The sequence below is a fragment of the Azospirillum humicireducens genome (assembly GCF_001639105.2).
In the GTDB taxonomy this organism is placed as follows: Bacteria; Pseudomonadota; Alphaproteobacteria; order Azospirillales; family Azospirillaceae; genus Azospirillum; species Azospirillum humicireducens.
In genome coordinates, this window is record NZ_CP028907.1 from 131,434 (window position 1) to 148,074 (window position 16,641).

The 16,641-nt window shown below is 70.2% G+C and carries 10 protein-coding genes and 2 pseudogenes; 6 read left to right on the forward strand and 6 right to left on the reverse strand.

The features are described from left to right. Nucleotides 1–414 (forward strand): annotated as a pseudogene (locus A6A40_RS32005) (indolepyruvate ferredoxin oxidoreductase family protein); the annotation flags it as partial. 1 nt (nucleotide 415) lies between these two features. Then, nucleotides 416–1,859, forward strand: a pseudogene (locus A6A40_RS32010) (DUF6537 domain-containing protein); the annotation flags it as partial. Between the two features lie 7 nt (nucleotides 1,860–1,866). On the opposite strand, the gene A6A40_RS27860 reads toward A6A40_RS32010, so the two are convergent. The 6 genes from A6A40_RS27860 to bcsA all read right to left on the reverse strand — a co-directional run bounded on the left by A6A40_RS27860 (nucleotide 1,867) and on the right by bcsA (nucleotide 12,023). Further along, nucleotides 1,867–3,543, reverse strand: a complete 1,677-nt coding sequence (locus tag A6A40_RS27860; protein ID WP_108549091.1) for a tetratricopeptide repeat protein — start codon at nucleotides 3,541–3,543, stop codon at nucleotides 1,867–1,869. 88 nt (nucleotides 3,544–3,631) lie between these two features. After that, nucleotides 3,632–4,318 (reverse strand): cellulose biosynthesis protein BcsN, encoded by a 687-nt coding sequence (bcsN, locus tag A6A40_RS27865; protein WP_108549092.1) that lies wholly within the window; start codon nucleotides 4,316–4,318, stop codon nucleotides 3,632–3,634. A 25-nt stretch (nucleotides 4,319–4,343) separates the two neighbouring features. Continuing rightward, the gene (locus A6A40_RS27870; RefSeq protein ID WP_108549093.1) at nucleotides 4,344–6,152 is read right to left on the reverse strand and encodes a hypothetical protein; all 1,809 of its coding nucleotides are present in this window, start codon (nucleotides 6,150–6,152) and stop codon (nucleotides 4,344–4,346) included. Next, the gene (locus A6A40_RS27875) at nucleotides 6,149–7,210 is read right to left on the reverse strand and encodes a family 8 glycosyl hydrolase (RefSeq protein ID WP_108549094.1); all 1,062 of its coding nucleotides are present in this window, start codon (nucleotides 7,208–7,210) and stop codon (nucleotides 6,149–6,151) included. The genes A6A40_RS27870 and A6A40_RS27875 overlap by 4 nt, the downstream gene beginning before the upstream one ends. Continuing rightward, the gene (locus A6A40_RS27880; protein ID WP_108549095.1) at nucleotides 7,207–9,732 is read right to left on the reverse strand and encodes a cellulose biosynthesis cyclic di-GMP-binding regulatory protein BcsB; all 2,526 of its coding nucleotides are present in this window, start codon (nucleotides 9,730–9,732) and stop codon (nucleotides 7,207–7,209) included. The genes A6A40_RS27875 and A6A40_RS27880 overlap by 4 nt, the downstream gene beginning before the upstream one ends. A gap of 5 nt (nucleotides 9,733–9,737) precedes the next feature. Next, entirely contained in the window at nucleotides 9,738–12,023 is a 2,286-nt protein-coding gene (gene bcsA / locus A6A40_RS27885; RefSeq protein WP_108549096.1) for a UDP-forming cellulose synthase catalytic subunit, read from the reverse strand. A 310-nt stretch (nucleotides 12,024–12,333) separates the two neighbouring features. On the opposite strand from bcsA, the gene A6A40_RS27890 reads away from it, so the two are divergent. The 4 genes from A6A40_RS27890 to A6A40_RS27905 all read left to right on the forward strand — a co-directional run bounded on the left by A6A40_RS27890 (nucleotide 12,334) and on the right by A6A40_RS27905 (nucleotide 16,563). After that, a complete protein-coding gene (locus A6A40_RS27890; protein WP_108549097.1) occupies nucleotides 12,334–13,227 on the forward strand; it encodes an AEC family transporter in 894 nt (297 codons plus the stop codon). Between the two features lie 14 nt (nucleotides 13,228–13,241). Beyond that, nucleotides 13,242–13,730, forward strand: coding sequence for an OsmC family protein (locus A6A40_RS27895; protein WP_108549098.1), 489 nt, complete (start codon nucleotides 13,242–13,244; stop codon nucleotides 13,728–13,730). Further along, nucleotides 13,727–14,434, forward strand: a complete 708-nt coding sequence (locus tag A6A40_RS27900; RefSeq protein ID WP_108549099.1) for a nitroreductase — start codon at nucleotides 13,727–13,729, stop codon at nucleotides 14,432–14,434. The genes A6A40_RS27895 and A6A40_RS27900 overlap by 4 nt, the downstream gene beginning before the upstream one ends. Before the next feature lie 83 nt (nucleotides 14,435–14,517). Beyond that, nucleotides 14,518–16,563: an NAD(+) synthase gene (locus A6A40_RS27905; protein ID WP_108549100.1), complete on the forward strand. Its 2,046-nt coding sequence runs from the start codon at nucleotides 14,518–14,520 to the stop codon at nucleotides 16,561–16,563. Nucleotides 16,564–16,641: the final 78 nt, after the last annotated feature.

The following is a 16,641-nucleotide window of genomic DNA, read 5'->3' on the forward strand; positions in this document are numbered from 1 at the left end:
ACGACGCCGTCGCCATGACCGGCGGCCAGCCGGTGGACGGCCCGATCTCGGTCGATGCCATCACCCGCCAGCTGGCGGCGGAGGGCATCACCCGCATCGCCGTGGTCAGCGACGCGCCGGAGAAGTATGACAGCCGGTCCGGGCTGGCGGCCTTCACCACGGTGCATCACCGCGAGGACCTCGACGCCGTGCAGCGCGAGATGCGCGACATTCCCGGCGTCACCGCCATCGTCTATGAGCAGACCTGCGCGGCGGAGAAGCGGCGGCGGCGCAAGCGCGGCACCATGGCCGACCCGGCGCGGCGGATGGTCATCAACGATCTGGTCTGCGAAGGCTGCGGCGACTGCGGCAAGAAGTCGAACTGCCTGTCGGTGCAGCCGAAACAGACCGAATTCGGGGTGAAGCGGCAGATCGNCGCCGACGGCTTCTGCCCCAGCTTCGTCTCGGTGGTGGGCGGGCGCTTGCGCAAGCCGGAGCCGGACAAGGTCGCCGCGCGCTTCGCCGACGATCTGGCGGCGTTGCCGCTGCCGCGCTATGGCGCCGTCGATGATCTGGCGGAGATCCTGATCGTCGGGGTCGGCGGCACCGGGGTCGTCACCATCGGCGCGGTGCTGGCGATGGCGGCGCATCTGGAGGGCAAGGCGTCCTCGGTGCTGGATTTCATGGGCTTCGCGCAGAAGGGCGGCGCGGTCTACAGCTATCTGCGGGTGGCGGGGGATGCGGCGCTGCTCCATCAGGCGCGGATCGACCCGAAACGGGCGCAGCTGGTGCTGGCCTGCGACACGGTGGTCGCGGCCTCGCCCGACGCGCTGAAGACGGTGCGGCTGGGGCGGACGCGGGTGGTGGCCAACGCCCATGTGGCGCCGACCGGGGCCTTCACCCGCGACGGCGCCAAGCTGCCGGATGCGGGGGCGCTGCTGCGCAGCCTGCGCCGGGCGGCGGGGGCCGAGCAGGTCGAGGTGGTGGACGCCAACCGGGTGGTCACGGCGCTGTTCGGCGACAGCATCCTCGCCAACGTCTTCCTGATGGGCGTCGCCTTCCAGAAGGGGCTGCTGCCGGTCGGGCTGGAGGCGCTGACCCGCGCCATCGAGCTGAACGGCACCGGCGTCGCCGCCAACCTGCGCGCCTTCGCCTTCGGCCGCCTCGCCGCGCACCGGCCGGAGGTTCTGGCCGGGCTGGGGGCGGAGGAGGAGGCGCCGGCTACTGACCTCACCGGCATCGTGGAGCGGCGGGCGGCTTTCCTGGCGGCGTATCAGGACCGCGCCTATGCCGGGCGCTACCGCGCGCTGGTGGAGCGGGCGCGGCAGGCGGAGGGCCGCGTGGCTCCGGGGTCCACCGCGCTGGCGGAGGCGGTGGCGCGCAGCGCCTTCAAACTGATGGCCTACAAGGACGAGTATGAGGTCGCCCGGCTGCACAGCGATCCGGCTTTCCGCAAAAGCCTGGAGGAGCGGTTCGAGGGGGATTGGAAGCCGGTCTTCCACCTCGCCCCTCCCCTGCTGGCGCGCGACACCAACGGCCATGGCGAGCCGCGCAAGATGGCGCTCGGCGCCTGGATCCTGCCGGTGTTCCGCGGGCTGGCGGCTTGCAAACGGCTGCGCGGGACGGCCCTCGACCCGTTCGGCTATACGGCGGAGCGCAGGATGGAGCGCGCGCTGGTCGCCCGCTATGAGGCGACGGTGGCGGAGATCGCGGACCGGCTGTCGGCGGACCGGCTCGCCACCGCAGTGGAACTGGCCGCGCTGCCGCAGGAGATCCGCGGCTTCGGGCCGGTCAAGCAGCGGGCGGTCGAGGCGGTCGAGCCGCGCTGGCGGGCGCTGGAGGAGCGGCTGCGGCTGCGGGAGACGGCGCGGGCGGCGTGAGGCCGGATCACTTCTCCAGGAAGTGCAGGAAGGGAAAGGCTTCGAAGTCGAAGCGGATCAGGGTCGGCGCGCCGCCGCTGCGGACCAGATGGTCGTGGGTGCAGAAGGGGGCCGCCTGATCCAGGCCCCAGAAGGCCCGCCCCTCGTCGAAATGCCGGCCGATATAGGCGACGACGAGGTCGAGGTAGCGCTGCGCGGCCGGCGTCCGGTTGAAGGCCAGGAAGCCGGCAAGGAAATCGCGGGTCGGGCCGCGTCCGCGCCGGTCCTGCATCACCGCGACATCCCAGCCCGGCCAGCCGGCCATCGCCGCGCCCGGATCGGCGAGCAGCAGCGCATCGACATCGACCTGGATCACCGGCCCGACCTGCCGCCGCAGAAGACTCTGCGTCACCGCGAAGCGGGCGGAGGCGTAATAGGTCAGCCGCACGGGGTCGGGCAACCCGCCGAGGTCGGCGGACTCGAAGGAGACGGACAGCGGGCCGCCGCCGGTGCCAGCCGGTTCCAACAGCGCGGCTTCGGTCTCCGCCGACGGGTTGACGATATGGACATGCAAGGCGCAGGACGGCGCCCGCTCACGCGCCGACCGCAGGAAGGCGAAGCCGAATCTGCGCCAATAGAGGTCGTCGCACCCTACCAGCAGGACCGGCCGGCCATCGGTCCTCGGCGCAACCGGCATGCGGCGGCCGGCATCGCCGAACAGGGTGGGCGGGTCGGCGAGCAGCCGCTCGAAAAAGGCCGGTTCGCTGCGCACCATCGTCCACAGCAGCATCTCGAAATCGGCCGCGACCGCCTGTGCCGGCCAATGGCGCGCGAATTTCCGGAAAAAGCGGCGGGCGACGTCGAGACGCCCCTGGCGGTACAGATCGTAGCAGACCACGGACAGCGCGACGCTGTCGCCCGGTTCGGACGACAGCCGCCGCCGGCCGGCCTCCGCCACCCGGCCCAGCATCCCGCCATCCATCACCCCGTTCTGAAGGGCGACGACCGCCGTGCCGAACAGGTTCCTGCCGGCATCGGCATGACCGCCGCCGGCGGCACGGGCAAAGGCGGCGACGGCCTCTCCCATCGCCTTGCGGTCGACCAGACGGCCGGAGGTGGCCAGGGTGGACGCCATCAGCCTGCTTTCCGCCAGCCGGCAGAGGCCCAGCCGGTACAGATAGTCCGGACGGTCGGGATAAAGCGCGTCCAGCCGCCGGTATGCCTCCTCGGCCGCGCCGATCCGGTCCTGGGAATAGAGACAGTCGCCGAGCCGAAGCAGATAGGATTCGGTGTCGGGGGAAAGGCGCAGAGCCCGGCGCAGGGCATCGGCCGCCGCAGCGCCGTCGCCCAGATCGGTCAAGGCGCCGGCCAGATTGCCGAAAGGCTTGACCCAGCCCGGATCGATCGCCAGCGCGGCCCGGTGACGGCCGGCGGCCTGACCGGGCTTTCCCGCGGCGCGCAGCGCCGAACCGAGATTGTCGTGATAGGCGGCGCAGAGACTGTCCCGTCCGATCGCCTGCCGGATCAGCCGCACCGCTTCGCCGGAGTCGCCGGACTGGTGACGCAGCACACCCAGCAGATGCCAGGCATCGGCCACCGCGGGCGCGGCCTGGATGATCTTCCGGTAAATGTCCGCCGCTTCGGCCAGACGGCCGCCCTGGTGCAGACCGACGGCAAGGCGAAGGGCTTCGGTAACGGTGGTCATCGGCGACAGGCTCTGAAATCAGGGGCGGTGAGTGGCGGCCCATGATTATCGCAAAATCGAGACCTTGTCTCCCGCCCGCGACCTCCGGTTACAGTCCGCCCAAATCCTGCACTTCAAGCACGGTTTCCGGCAACGTCAACGTCATCGCCTCGAACGGGGCCAGCAGGGCGCGGATGTTGGAGCCGACGCCGCAGACCCGGTAATCGAGCCGCACCGCCTCGATCCGTTCCGGCAGAATGCGCTTGCGGTCGGTGATGAGCTGCCAGGCCAGGACACAGCTGTTCTCGCCATCCTGGGCGGTGACGTAGTCGTAATCGCCGTAGCGGTTGCGGCGGGCGCCGTCGGCGACCTTGATGCGCATCTCCGGGAACTCGCGCTTCGTCGTCTCGGTCAGCGTCTCCATGGTGTAGAGCGGGACCGGGAAGACGCGCGGCGGCTGGACCAGGGCGCCGAACAGGCTGTCGGGCAGGGTCTGCACGTCCACCGTCAGGCGGTTCTCGCCCGGCAGCACCGTGGGGTTGCCCAGCGCCACGACGTAGCTCTTGTAGACCGTGCCGGTGTCGCGCATGCGGGCGGCGACGACGGGGAAATCGCGGCTGTCCGGCAGGGTCACCGGCAATGCGGCGGGCTGGATGCGGCGCCATGGCGTCGGCGCCTGGGTCAGGTTGTCGCGCACCCAGCCGGCGCAACCGGACGTCAGCAGGGTCGCCGCCGCCAGCGCCGCCAGCACAATTGTGCGCCTGCGGCCGGTCCTGGAGATCGGAGTCTCGCGCATGGGGGCTCCCTTACCAGTCATGGCCTTACCAGTCATGATAGATCGTCTTCCAGGTGGTGGTGACGCCTTCGCGCGATTCCTCGGTGCTCAGCCGGTCGTCGATCGCCTTGAACTGGGCATAGGCCTCGTCGTAGCGCATCAGGTTGTAGAGCGCCCAGCCGCGCAGGATGCCGAGATTGCGCGGCTCCGGTTCCAGCTCCTTGCGGGCATCGAGCAGGCGCAGCACATCGTTGTAGCGCTTGTCCTCCAGCGCCCGGTTCGCCTCCGTCGCCATCAGCGCGGCACGGATTTCAGCCTTCTGGACCGCGGTCATGTTGGCCCGCGGCAGCTCGCGGGTCAGCCCGGCAACGTCGCCGGTGGCCAGACGGGCGATGGCCTGCCCATAGGCGTTCTCCTGCGCCGGGGTCGCCGTCTGCGGCAGGCTGCCGGCGGACGGGGTGCGCGGTGCCGCAGCGCCGGCCGATGCCCCTCCTTTCGCCGGCTCGCGCGCGGCCAGCGCCTGCGCCTCGACGAAGGCGGCCTCGGCCTCCGACGGGCGCTTCAGCTCCAGCAGGCACCAGCCGCGCTGCTGCAGAAGGGCGGCGGTCGGGCCGCTCCTGGCGATCGAGGCCCGGATGATGGCGAGGCAGGCGGCATAGTCCTGGCGGGCCAGCGCCCGGTCCAGCTCGCTCGGCCCCTGCGGACCGCCCCGCCCGCCGCCGGCGGGTCCGCGCGGCGGGTCCACCGCCTTCAATGCCTGGTCGACGCGGTTCGACTTGCCTTTCCACGGCGCGGCGGCGGCGCGTGCCTGCGCCTTCTCGCCCAAACCGTTGTAGGCCAGCACCAGCCCTTCCGCCGCGCGGTCGGACGGTGCCCAGCCATTGGCCTGCGAGAACCAGCTCTGCGCCTCCGCGAAGTTCTTCCGCTTCTGGAAATACCAGCCGAGCGCGATGGCGCCGTCAGCGTCCTGCTTGTCGCGGACGATGCCCTGGACGCGCGACAGGTCGGCGGCGGACAGGGCGCCGGCCTTGGGGTCGCCCAGCCGTTCCAGCAGGCGGCCGGTCTCCAGTTCGGCTTCGGCGGAGCGGACGGTGGAGTAATCCTCCCCCGTCGCCGGGTTGGCGGTGGCGCCCAGCGCCGTCAGCTCGCGCAGCCGCTCGGGGCTGAGGTAGCGCGATGCCTTGAAGATGGTGTCGCGCCGTTCCTTGGCCTTGGGGCAGCTGGTGACGATGGTCTTGTAGGTGTCGAAGGCGCGGTCGGCCTGCTTCAGTTCGGCATAGGCCTCGGCAAGGCGCCAGGCATTGTCCAGACGGTTGCAGGCCACCGCCTCCGGGTTGGCGGCGGCGGCGTCCACCACATCCTGCCAGCGCTTGGTGTCGCTGGCGGACCGGATGCGCCCGGCGCTCTCGGCAAGGTCGAGTTCCTGCAGCAGCTTGTCCGACGGCTGCCAGGAGGGAGACTTGCGCCGCTGCTCGGCGATGGCGGCCCGCGCCTCCGCCACCTTGCCTGCCGATACCAGGGTCCAGAACGGGCTTTCGTCCACGCCGGGAGTGGCAGGCTGCGGCGCGAACAGGTCCTTGGGCGGCTCCCAGGTCGGATCGAGAGCGCGCAGGCGGGCGATCTCCGCCTCCAGCCTTTCGCCGTCACCGATGCGGGCGTAATAGCGCAGCGCCGTCTCGTCCACCTTGCCGGCGGCGGGGGCGGAGCCGCTGCCGGGGGCGGGCGCCACCTCCACCTTCACGCCGGGGGCGAGTGCACGGCCGCCGCCGGGCGACTGCGCCCAGGCATCGCTCCCGCCGCCGAGCGCGGCGATGCCGGCAAGAAGAAGGGTCGGAAGCAGGACGGGACGGGTCACGGGTCGATCCCCAGGCTCTGGGCCGCCAGCGCGGAGAGGTGGAACAGGGTGGTGGAGTAATAGTCCTCGTCCGGCGCCAGCGGCGGCACTGTCACCATGTCGCCGGCGCCCGCAAGCCGGCAGGCCAGCCGATAGACCGCGAGCATGCCGACCGATGCCGCCACCTGGGTGGTGGTGCCCCCCGGCAACGAGACGGTGGCGGGGACCGCCGATCCGCCGAACTTCGCCACCAGATCGGCATAGGGACGGAAATAATAGGGATCGCGGTAGCCGTCCCAAGCCAGATAGAGCGGCACGCGCACGGCATCGTAGCCATACTGCTTCCTGAAGCCCTCGGCGACCGTGACGGTGCCGGCGGCGTCCAGCGCCATCCAGTCCGGCGGCAGCTGGAACCCGCCGAAACGCGCCTTCGACAGCAGGACCAGCCCGGAATCGGTCACCTTGCCCCAGCGCTCTCCGCCGGGCAGGGCGGCAAAGGCACGGATGGCCGGAAAGATCCAGTAGCTGGGGTTGAGGACCAGCGTTTCGCCCTTGCGGAAACCGTCGCGCCCCGGCAGCAGCACGGTCAGCCCGCCATGCTCCGCCAGCAGCCCGGTCTCCAGCGCCTTGACGATGGCGAGGGCGGCGGTGCGGTAGCCCTCCGTCTTCCACAGCTCGGCGGCGCGCAGCAGGGCCCAGGCGATCAGCATGTCGCCGTCGGAGGCGTTGTTGCGGTCGGTGACGCCGCCGTCGGGGGTCCAGCGCCATGCCACCAGCCCGTCGCCGCGCACCATCAGCGTGCGCTGGGTCCAACTCCACATCCGGTCGAAGGCGGCGCGGTCGCCGCCCGCCACGGCCAGCAGCATGCCGTAGCCCTGACCTTCGGAGTGGCTGACGCCCTTGTTGCCGGTGTCGACGATCCGCCCGTCCGGCTGCAGGAAGCGGTCGGCATAGCGCCGCCATGCCGCCGCATCGAAGGGCGCGGCGGCCAGGGCGCCGGCCGGCGATGCCGCCAGACCCGCGGCCGCCAATGCAAGGGATGCCGTCCCGATCAGCATGTCACGCCGCGATGGGGTCATGGCCCGCTCCGTTCCCGATGTCCATGCTTCAGCAGAAGACGCATGCTGACCGTCAGCACCACCGCCGTCCCCAGCAGCATGGCGAACAGAAGTTCGATCCGCTGGGACAGGTTGCGGGCAAGGATCAGGATCAGGTTGCCGATGTCAAAGGGATTGAGAATGATCTGGTAGGGGTTCGACGCCTCCAGCGTGGTGACGGCCGGGGCCGCGCTGCTCCACAGCGCCCCGCCGCCGCGCAGCTTGTCCCACTGGCCGGCCTCCGCCAGGCTGCGCATGGCACGGTCGATGGAGCGCGGATCCGACGCGGTCAGCAGGGTCCAGGTCAGCGGATCGGCGCCCGGCGCCCGGTACTGCAGCAGGGCGGCCTCCGGCAGCTGGTCGGCATTCTCGGTCAGGGCGACGACGTCGACCGGCGCATTCTCCACCGTCCAATGGTTGATGTAGCGGCCCGCCGCTGCCATCACGCGCCGCGCCCAGTCGGGAACCCAGCCGCCGGAGGCGGAGGAGCCGTCCTTGGCCTCGCCGGCCATCCGCTGCCAGCGGTTCTGGGCGCCGCCATCGGCCGCCTGCGCCGTCCCGGCGATGCCGAAGGAGGAGGGCACGGTGCCGGGACGGGCTGCGCCCGGACGGACGGCACTGCCGGACCAGCCCAGCCGCAGCCGGTCGGCCAGGGCACGGCGGTCGGCGGCCGCCATCGGCTCGCCCCGCGCGCTGGCCTGGGCGATCAGGGATCCGGCCTCCAGCAGGCCGGCGAGACGGTCGGCGGGCAGGGGAGCGGAGGCGAAGGCGGCCTGCGGCAGGGCCGCGACCGGGCCGACGATCAGCGCGTTGCGGTCCGGCGCGGCGTCCCAGCCGGTGTAGGGCACCACCGCCATCAGGTCGCCCGCGCGCTGCGCCAGCCGGGCGGTCAGGCTCCAGGCCGCGCCGAACCAGGCGGGCTCCCGCCCGACGACGACGAGGTCGAAGGGGGGCGCCGGCTCCCCGCCGGCAATGCCGCCATAGGGATAGGCGGTGTTGGCGAAGCCGCCCAGGCTGGGCAAGGTGACGAGGCGGGCGAAGCCGGGAATCTCGATGCTGGAGCTGTCGAGCAGGGTGAAGGTCGGGCGCCGCACCGCAAAGACGCAGTCGGCGCCGCCGGCCGGCGGCAGTTCCGCCTCCATCTCGATCAGGTTGGGGCCGGGGCGGAACATCGCCATCGGCAGCGGCATCTCGCCATTGTCGATCACGCCGCTGGACCGCTTGTCGACCTCGATGGCGCCCGCCGACTTGCCGTTGACCCGGACGTTCAGCACCGCGCCCGGACCGAGATTGCCCTCGAACGCACCGTTGACGTGGAACAGGATGGAGCGGTCGCTGACCGGGGCGAAGCCGGTCGGCAGGGTCAGGGTGACGCGCCCGGCATAGCGGTAACCGCTGTGCTGGACGGTCTGGAAGCCCAGCTCCGACAGGCGGTAGCGCCCCTCCGCCTGCACCGCCGGCTGTTGCAGGGGGACCGGCGGGGCCGCGTCGGTGACGATCATGGCCGTCTGGGTCGGCAGCGGCCGGGACAGGTCGGACAGCCGCATCACCGCCTGGTCCACCTCCTGCTGCGTGCGGCCGGAGGCAACGGCGACGAAGGCCCCGCCGCCGGGGCCGGGGAGCGGATAGACGGCCAGGAACGGGCCGGTGATGGCGGCGGCCCGCGCCTCGCCCAGCAAGGGAGCGATGCGGTCGCGGGTGCCGATCAGCAGGTTCTTGCCACCGGGCAGGGGCAGGGATTCCAGCGGCGCCGGGCCGGAGGCGCCGGGCCTGACCGCCGGGACCGCCGTCACCCGCGGCGTCTGGTCGCCCAGCAGCAGGCCGTAGGACTGCGCCACCATGGCACCCCAGCCGAGATGGTCGGCGTCGATCTCGCTGCCGGGATGGAGGATGGCCAGCGGTTCGCGCGCCCGGTCGGCGGCGACCAGCAATTGCCTGACCATGGCGAGATCGGGGGCGGGAACGCCGCCGTCCGACACCAGCGTCAGCGACGAGGCGGCGAGGTTCACCCGCGCCCACAGATCATAGGTGCCGCGGACCGTGCAGATGGCGCGGTGCTGCGCATTGGTCTGGAAGACGATCTGGTTCTCGCCCGGCCGCAGCAGGCTGGCCGGCAGGGTGATCGAGGCGTTGACCGGCCCGCGGAAGGCGGACAGCGGCAGGTCGGCCACCGGAGACCCGTTGATGTAGACCGACATCGCCCCCTTTTCGGGCAGGATGTCGATGCCGTTCTCGTAGGTCAGCGCCAGCACGGCGGAGGTCAGGCCGACCACCGGCGGCAGCACGGCGCGCAGGGCCACCGTCTCCGTCTCGCCATGCAGGGTGACCTCCGGCTGGCCGTCGCGCAGGTTGGACAGCGGGATCACCCGCCGGTCCACGGCCTGGGCCGGCGCCGCCCAGCCGGTCAAGAGCGCAAGGCAGAGGGTCAGCAGGGCGAGAAGGCCCCGGACGGTGCGGCGATCGACGGCCAGAGGGCCGCCGGTATGGGTGGAAACACGCGCCATGGCCGTTACGGCGCCTGGAAGCTCAGGATGCGCCGCAAGGCGCCCGGCAATGCCAGCAGGACATGCCCCAGCCGCGGCACAACCCGCGTGGCGAAGAACAGCAGCCCGCCGAAGAAGGTCGGGGCGGCCACCCGCTTGCGGTCGAGGAAGACGTCCCAGCCGACGCTGTTGCCGAAGACGAAACGTGCCATCTCGACGATGTCCTGGCGGTTGCGCGGGGCGAAGCCGGCGCCGACCGCCAGATCGCCGTTGCGCATCTCGATGCGGAAAATGCGCACGCCGGTGGTGGTCGCCGCCTCCGTCTCCGTCGCCGTGATGGTCAGGACCGGCGTCTGGTCCGGCCGGGCGATGTCGTCGCGCCATTTCGGATCGACCAGCAGGCCGACGCCGCCGGCCGACACGTCGGCGACGGTCACGTCGATGCCGGTCCCGTCCGCGAGCTTCAGCACGGCGGGACGGTCGACGGTGAAGCGCTCCTGCCGGCGGACACGCTTGCGTTCATAGACGACGGCGAGACCGCCGAGCGCCAGCAGGAAGCTCAGCGAACACCACACAGCCACCGGGACGATGGCGGCCCGGTGTTCCGGAAAGATGGAATAGCGCCACGCGCAGGCGGCCAGACCGGCGGCCAGCAGCAGCGTGGTGACGATGAAGGGCGTGGCCAGGGGCGAGAAGCCGTCCTCCTCCACCGACTGGCCCTTGGCGGTGACCTTGAACACCGGGTCGCGCGGACGGATCAGGGTGGCCAGCGCCGCGCGCGAGACGTGGAAGGACTGCAGATACTCGTAGAGCTCCGAGAACAGCGGCCAGCGCATCCGCCCGTGCAGGAACTGCGACAGGAAGGCGGCGGCGAAGACGTGCGGGATGACGAAGCAGGCGAAGTCCGGCAGGTTGATGCGGTAGATCTCCAGCCCGAACAGGGCATAGCACAAGGGCGACAGCAGGAAGATCGGCCGCCAGAACCAGAAGAACCAGTACAGCATCGTGCTGGTGTAGCAGAGCCGCTGGGCGATGGTCAGACCCCGCTTGAACAGTGGATTCTTCAAGAGGAACAGCTGGATCATGCCCTGGGTCCAGCGCGACCGCTGGGCGATGAAGCTGTCGAAGGTCTCCGGCTGCAGCCCGGCGATCAGCGGGCGCGGCAGATAGACGCTGCGCCAGCCGCGCGCATGCAGCTCCAGCGCGGTCTCGCAATCCTCCGTCACCGTATCGCCGCTGAAGCCGCCGACCTCCTCCAGCGCCGCGCGGCGCAGGATGGCGGCGGACCCGCAGAAGAAGGAACCGTTCCAACGGTCGAGCCCCGGCTGGATCGAGTAGTAGAACATCTCGTTCTCGCTCGGCATCCGCTCGAAGGTGCCGAGGTTGTATTCGACCGGGTCGGGATTGACGAAGAAATGCGGCGTCTGGACCAGGAACAGCCCGGCGTCCTGCTGGAAGAAGCCGACCGTCGCCTTGAGGATGCCCACCGTCGGGACATGGTCGGCGTCCAGGATCAGCACGAGATCGCCCGACGTCTTCTGGAAGGCGTGGTTGATGTTGCCGGCCTTCGCATGCTCGTTGCGCGGCCGGGTCATGTAGGTGACATGCAACCGCTCGCACAACGCCATCAGCGTCTCGCGCCGGGCCGAAGCCGCAGCGGCCAGTTCGGGGTTGGCCTGGGCCAGCTTCTGGTCGGTGCCGCCGTCGTCCAGCAGATAGACGGTCAGCTTGTCGCGCGGGTAGTCGATGCAGACGGCGGCGGCCAGCGTCGTCTCCAGCAGCTCCGGCTCCTCGTTGTAGGAGGGGATGTAGACGTCGACGCTGGGCCAGGAGGCCGGATCGCCCGTCGGCTCCGACGGTTCGCGGGCGATGGGATCGATGATGACGAACAGCGAAGTCAGGAACAGTACGAAGGACAGTGCTTCGGCCGCGAACAGGGTGACGCCGGGAATGAAGTTCACCAGATCGTCCACCGGGGGCAAGGTGCCGGTGAGGCGCCAGAAGAAGTAGCGGAAGGTGACGAAGGCCAGGAGCAGCACGGTCAGCGTGCGGGCATGCCAGAAGCGCTGGGCGAAGCGTCCCAACACGAAGGCCGCCGCCACGACGCCGGCCGAAATCGCTGCACTGGCAAATCGTCCGACGGGCAAAGCCGCGAGCGCAAGAAACAAACCTGCCGACAGCAACAAGAGAATCCAAAGCAGGACAGAACGCAGCGATAACCGGCGGCTGTTCAGGTTCGGCTGTCGCGAGGATTGCTGCGCCTTGTTGTTCAAAGGACGAACAACAGTCTTGGCGCCGGACAAATTCGTCATACTGGTCCGCAGATTGAGGCCATTGCACCATAGTGGGTGCCCCCTTATGGCTCAAGCATCGTTACAAATCGTTACCTGCTTTCGATAAAGATTGCGAAAATGCAGTCCACACCATGGCATTGCCGTCACCCTACGGGCGTATGGCGCCGTGGACGCGCAATGCGCCATCGGACGGACCGGCGAATCGGAGGGAATCTCCGGCGATTGCCACCGGCGCGCGGCTGGTCTGCGCCGAAGCGTGGGCCTGGGGGGATGACGCAGGATCGGAATGCCGTCATCGTGGCGGGCCGTCCACTTGGCCAGCGGTCGCATGCCCACCCTCTCCCTTCTGTCCGAAGCCTTCGCCGTGCTGGCCCCCGTCTTCGCGGTGGCGGCGCTGGGTTATGGCTGGACGCGCGCCCGGCTCCCCTACGACAGCGCCTTCATCACCGCCTTTGCGGTCAACGTATCGTCGCCCTGCCTGGTCTTCTCGGCGCTGACCCGGCTGCACCTGTCGGCCGATGTGATGGCGGAGATTGCGGCGGCGGCGGCGGCCTGCATGGCGCTGACCGCGCTGGCGTCGGTGCCGGTGCTGCTGGCGGCGCGGCTGCCGCTCCGGGTCTATGTGCCGGCGATGGCCTTTCCCAATGCGGGAAATCTGGGGCTGCCTCTGTGCCTCTTCGCCTTCGGCGAGGCCGGGCTCAGCCTTGCCGTGCTGTTCTACGCGGTGATGTCGGTGGGGCAGTTCACGCTGGGGCCGGCGCTGGCGGCCGGGCGCTTCGACCTGGGGCAGATGGTGCGCACGCCGACGATCTATGCGGTGGCGCTGGCGGTGGCGATCCAGCTGGCCGGGCTTCCCCTGCCTGCCTGGATCGGCAACACCACCACGCTGCTGGGCAACTGCGCGGTGCCGCTGATGCTGTTCTCGCTGGGGGTGGCGCTGTCGACCCTGCAACTGTCGGGGGCGGTGCGGGCGCTGTCGATGTCGGCCTTCCGGCTGTCCGCCGGCTTCGCCATGGGGCTGCTGGTGGCCTGGGCGATGGGGCTGACCGGGGCGGCACGCGGCGTGGTTCTGGTGCAGAGCTCCATGCCGGTGGCGGTCTTCAACTATCTCTGGGCACTGCGTTACGGCAATGCGCCGGAGGATGTGGCGGGCATGGTGCTGGGCTCCACCGCCATGGCCTTCCTGGCGCTGCCGGCGCTTCTGATGGTGGTGATGCAATAGAAGAGGAGAGGACCATGGCGAACAAGGAACACCGTTACACGGTCCGTCTCGACTGGACCGGCAATCTCGGCACCGGCACGTCGAGTTACCGGTCCTACAGCCGCGACCACATCCTCAACACCGGAACCAAGCCGACGATCCCCGGCTCCTCCGACCCGGCCTTCCGTGGCGATCCCGCGCGCTGGAATCCGGAGGAGATGCTGGTCGCGTCGGTGTCCGCCTGCCACCAGCTCTGGTACCTGCATCTCTGTTCGGCAGCCGGCATCACCGTAACCGCCTACAGCGACGAGGCGGAAGGGGTGATGGTCGAGGAACCCGATGGGGCCGGCCAGTTCGCCGCCATCGTGCTGCGGCCGCGGGTGACGCTGGCGCCGGGTTCGGATGCCGAGAAGGCGCTGGCCCTGCACCATGACGTGGCAGACAAATGCTTCATCGCCCGCTCCGTCAACTTCCCGATCCACCACGAGCCGGTGGTGGAGGCGGGGATCGAGGAGGCGATATGAGCGACACCCCTCCCCTCCCCCCCCCTCTCTCCGCGCTGGACGCCGTCGCCGGCCGGCGCAGCGTCCGCGCCTTTTTGGCCACGCCGGTGGAGCGGGAGACGGTGCTGCGCATCCTCGACCTTGCCGCGCGGGCGCCGAGCGGTTCCAACATGCAGCCCTGGAAGGTGCATGCCATCGCCGGGGAGGCGCGCGCCGCCCTGTCGGCCGAGCTGCTGGCCGCCCATGAGGCGGGCGAGCCGGAGGTGCCGGAATATCCCTATTACCCGGAAAGCTGGCGCGAGCCCTATGTGGGCCGGCGGCGGGCGGTGGGCTGGGCGCTGTACGGCTCGCTCGGCATCGGCAAGGGCGACCGCGAACGGATGGCGCGGCAACATGGCCGCAACTGGCTGTTCTTCGGGGCGCCGGTCGGGCTGTTCTTCACCATCGACCGCGACATGGGTAAGGGCGCCTGGCTCGACCTCGGCATGTTCATGCAGAATGTCATGATCGTCGCCCGCGGCTTCGGGCTGGAGACCTGCCCGCAGGCGGCCTTCTGCTACCGCCACGCCATCACCGCCCGCCATCTGGGGCTGCCCGATAGCGAGATCATCGCCAGCGGCATGGCGCTGGGCCATGCCGACTGGTCGGCGCCGGAGAACAATTTCCCGACCGAACGCGAGCCGGCGGAAGCCTTCACGCGTTTCACCGGGTTCCGTCAGGACTGACGCGGGCGAATTTCCTGCTATGGTTCCTTCCCCGGCACCCTATCGTGGTGCAGCAGGGACAGGCAGGGCAGCAGGGACGGGTCATGAGCTTCACCTCGATCTATCGGCACGGGTTCGCGCGGGTGGCCGCCTGCACGACGCGCTGCACCCCGGCGGACCCCGCGGCCAACGCCGCGGCCATCCTGGAGGCGGCGCGCGCCTGCCACGACAAGTCGGTGGCGGTGGCGCTGTTCCCGGAACTGGCGCTGTCCGGCTATGCCATCGACGATCTGCTGATGCAGGACCCGCTGATCGACGCGGTGGAGCAGGCGATCCTGGATCTGGTGCAGGCCTCGGTCGGGCTGATGCCGCTGCTGCTGGTCGGCGCACCGCTGCCGTATGACGGGCGGCTCTACAACACCGCGGTGGCGATCCACCGCGGCGAGCTGCTGGGCGTGGTGCCGAAGCAGCATCTGCCGAACTACCGGGAATTCTACGAACGGCGGCAGTTCGCGTCTGGCACCGGCACCGACGGCGGGACAATCCGCATCGGCGACCTGACCGCCCCCTTCGGCCCCGACCTGCTGTTCTCGGCCGAGGATCAGCCAGGGCTGGTCGTGCATGCCGAGATCTGCGAGGATCTGTGGGTGCCGGCCCCGCCCAGCACCATGGCGGCGCTGGCCGGTGCCACCGTTCTGGCCAACCTGTCGGCCAGCAACATCACCATCGGCAAGGCCGACACCCGCCGGCTGCTGGCGAAATCGCAGTCGGCGCGCTGTCTGGCGGCCTATCTCTATTCGTCGGCCGGGACGGGGGAATCGACCACCGACCTCGCCTGGGACGGCCAGACCTCGATCTTCGAGAATGGCGAGATGCTGGCGGAGACCGACCGCTTCCCCGACGGCGCCCAGATGGCGGTCGCCGACGTGGATCTGGACCTGCTGCGGCAGGAACGGCTGCGCCAGGGCACCTTCGACGACAACCGGCGCCTGCACGGCTCCGCCGCCGGCGGCTTCCGCACCGTCGCCTTCCGGCTGGACGCGCCGGAGGAGGATGTCGGGCTGCTGCGCGTGGTGCCGCGCCTGCCCTTCGTCCCGGCCAGCAGCGAACGGCTGGAGCAGGACTGCTACGAAGCCTACAACATCCAGGTCGCCGGGCTGGTGCAGCGGCTGCGCGCGGCCGGCATCGGGAAGCTGGTGATCGGCGTGTCGGGCGGGCTGGACAGCACCCATGCGCTGATCGTCGCCGCCCGCGCCATGGACCGGCTGGGCCTGCCGCGCACGGGCATCCTCGCCTACACCATGCCCGGATTCGGCACCAGCGAGGGCACCAGGTCCAATGCCTGGCGGCTGATGACGGCGCTGGGAGTGACCGCCAAGGAACTCGACATCCGGCCCGCCGCCAACCAGATGCTCAAGGACATGGACCACCCCTTCGCCAACGGCGAGGCGGTGTATGACATCACCTTCGAGAATGTGCAGGCCGGCCTGCGCACCGATTACCTGTTCCGGCTCGCCAACCACCACAACGGCATCGTGCTGGGCACCGGCGACCTGTCGGAACTGGCGCTGGGCTGGTGCACCTACGGCGTCGGCGACCAGATGTCCCACTACAACGTCAATGCCGGGGTGCCGAAGACGCTGATCCAGCACCTGATCCGCTGGGTCGGCCGCACCGGCCAGTTCCAGCAGGAGGTGTCGGAGACGTTGGATGCCATCCTGAAGACGGAGATCTCGCCGGAGCTGGTGCCGGCAGGGTCGGACAAGGCGCTGCAGAGCTCCGAATCCGTGGTCGGGCCGTATGATTTGCAGGACTTCAACCTGTTCTACGTGCTGCGCTACGGCTTCCGCCCGTCGAAGATCGCCTTTTTGGCCCGCCATGCCTGGGCCGACGTCGAAAAGGGCGACTGGCCGGCGGGTTATCCGCTGGAGAAGCGCCGCGCCTACAGCCCGGCGGAGATCCGCGACTGGCTGCGCGTGTTCCTGCGCCGCTTCTTCGGCCTCAGCCAGTTCAAGCGCTCGGCCATGCCGAACGGGCCGAAGGTGACGGCCGGCGGCTCCCTCTCCCCGCGCGGCGACTGGCGCGCCCCGTCCGACGGCAACGCCCGCATCTGGCTGGAGGAGCTGGAACGCGAGATTCCGGCGGAGTGAGGGCAGTATCGGGCTGCGATTTTACCAGCCGTCATCCCCGCGAAAGCGGGGATGACGGACGAGGAGAGTTCCGAAATT

Excerpts from the sequence above, each read along its gene's own strand:
- A6A40_RS27860 (WP_108549091.1), bottom strand. The coding sequence starts at position 3,543 with ATGACCACCGTTACCGAAGCCCTTCGCCTTGCCGTCGGTCTGCACCAG.
- bcsN (WP_108549092.1), bottom strand. The coding sequence starts at position 4,318 with ATGCGCGAGACTCCGATCTCCAGGACCGGCCGCAGGCGCACAATTGTG.
- A6A40_RS27875 (WP_108549094.1), bottom strand. The coding sequence starts at position 7,210 with ATGACCCCATCGCGGCGTGACATGCTGATCGGGACGGCATCCCTTGCA.
- A6A40_RS27880 (WP_108549095.1), bottom strand. The coding sequence starts at position 9,732 with ATGGCGCGTGTTTCCACCCATACCGGCGGCCCTCTGGCCGTCGATCGC.
- bcsA (WP_108549096.1), bottom strand. The coding sequence starts at position 12,023 with ATGACGAATTTGTCCGGCGCCAAGACTGTTGTTCGTCCTTTGAACAAC.
- A6A40_RS27890 (WP_108549097.1), top strand. The coding sequence starts at position 12,334 with ATGCCCACCCTCTCCCTTCTGTCCGAAGCCTTCGCCGTGCTGGCCCCC.
- A6A40_RS27895 (WP_108549098.1), top strand. The coding sequence starts at position 13,242 with ATGGCGAACAAGGAACACCGTTACACGGTCCGTCTCGACTGGACCGGC.
- A6A40_RS27900 (WP_108549099.1), top strand. The coding sequence starts at position 13,727 with ATGAGCGACACCCCTCCCCTCCCCCCCCCTCTCTCCGCGCTGGACGCC.
- A6A40_RS27905 (WP_108549100.1), top strand. The coding sequence starts at position 14,518 with ATGAGCTTCACCTCGATCTATCGGCACGGGTTCGCGCGGGTGGCCGCC.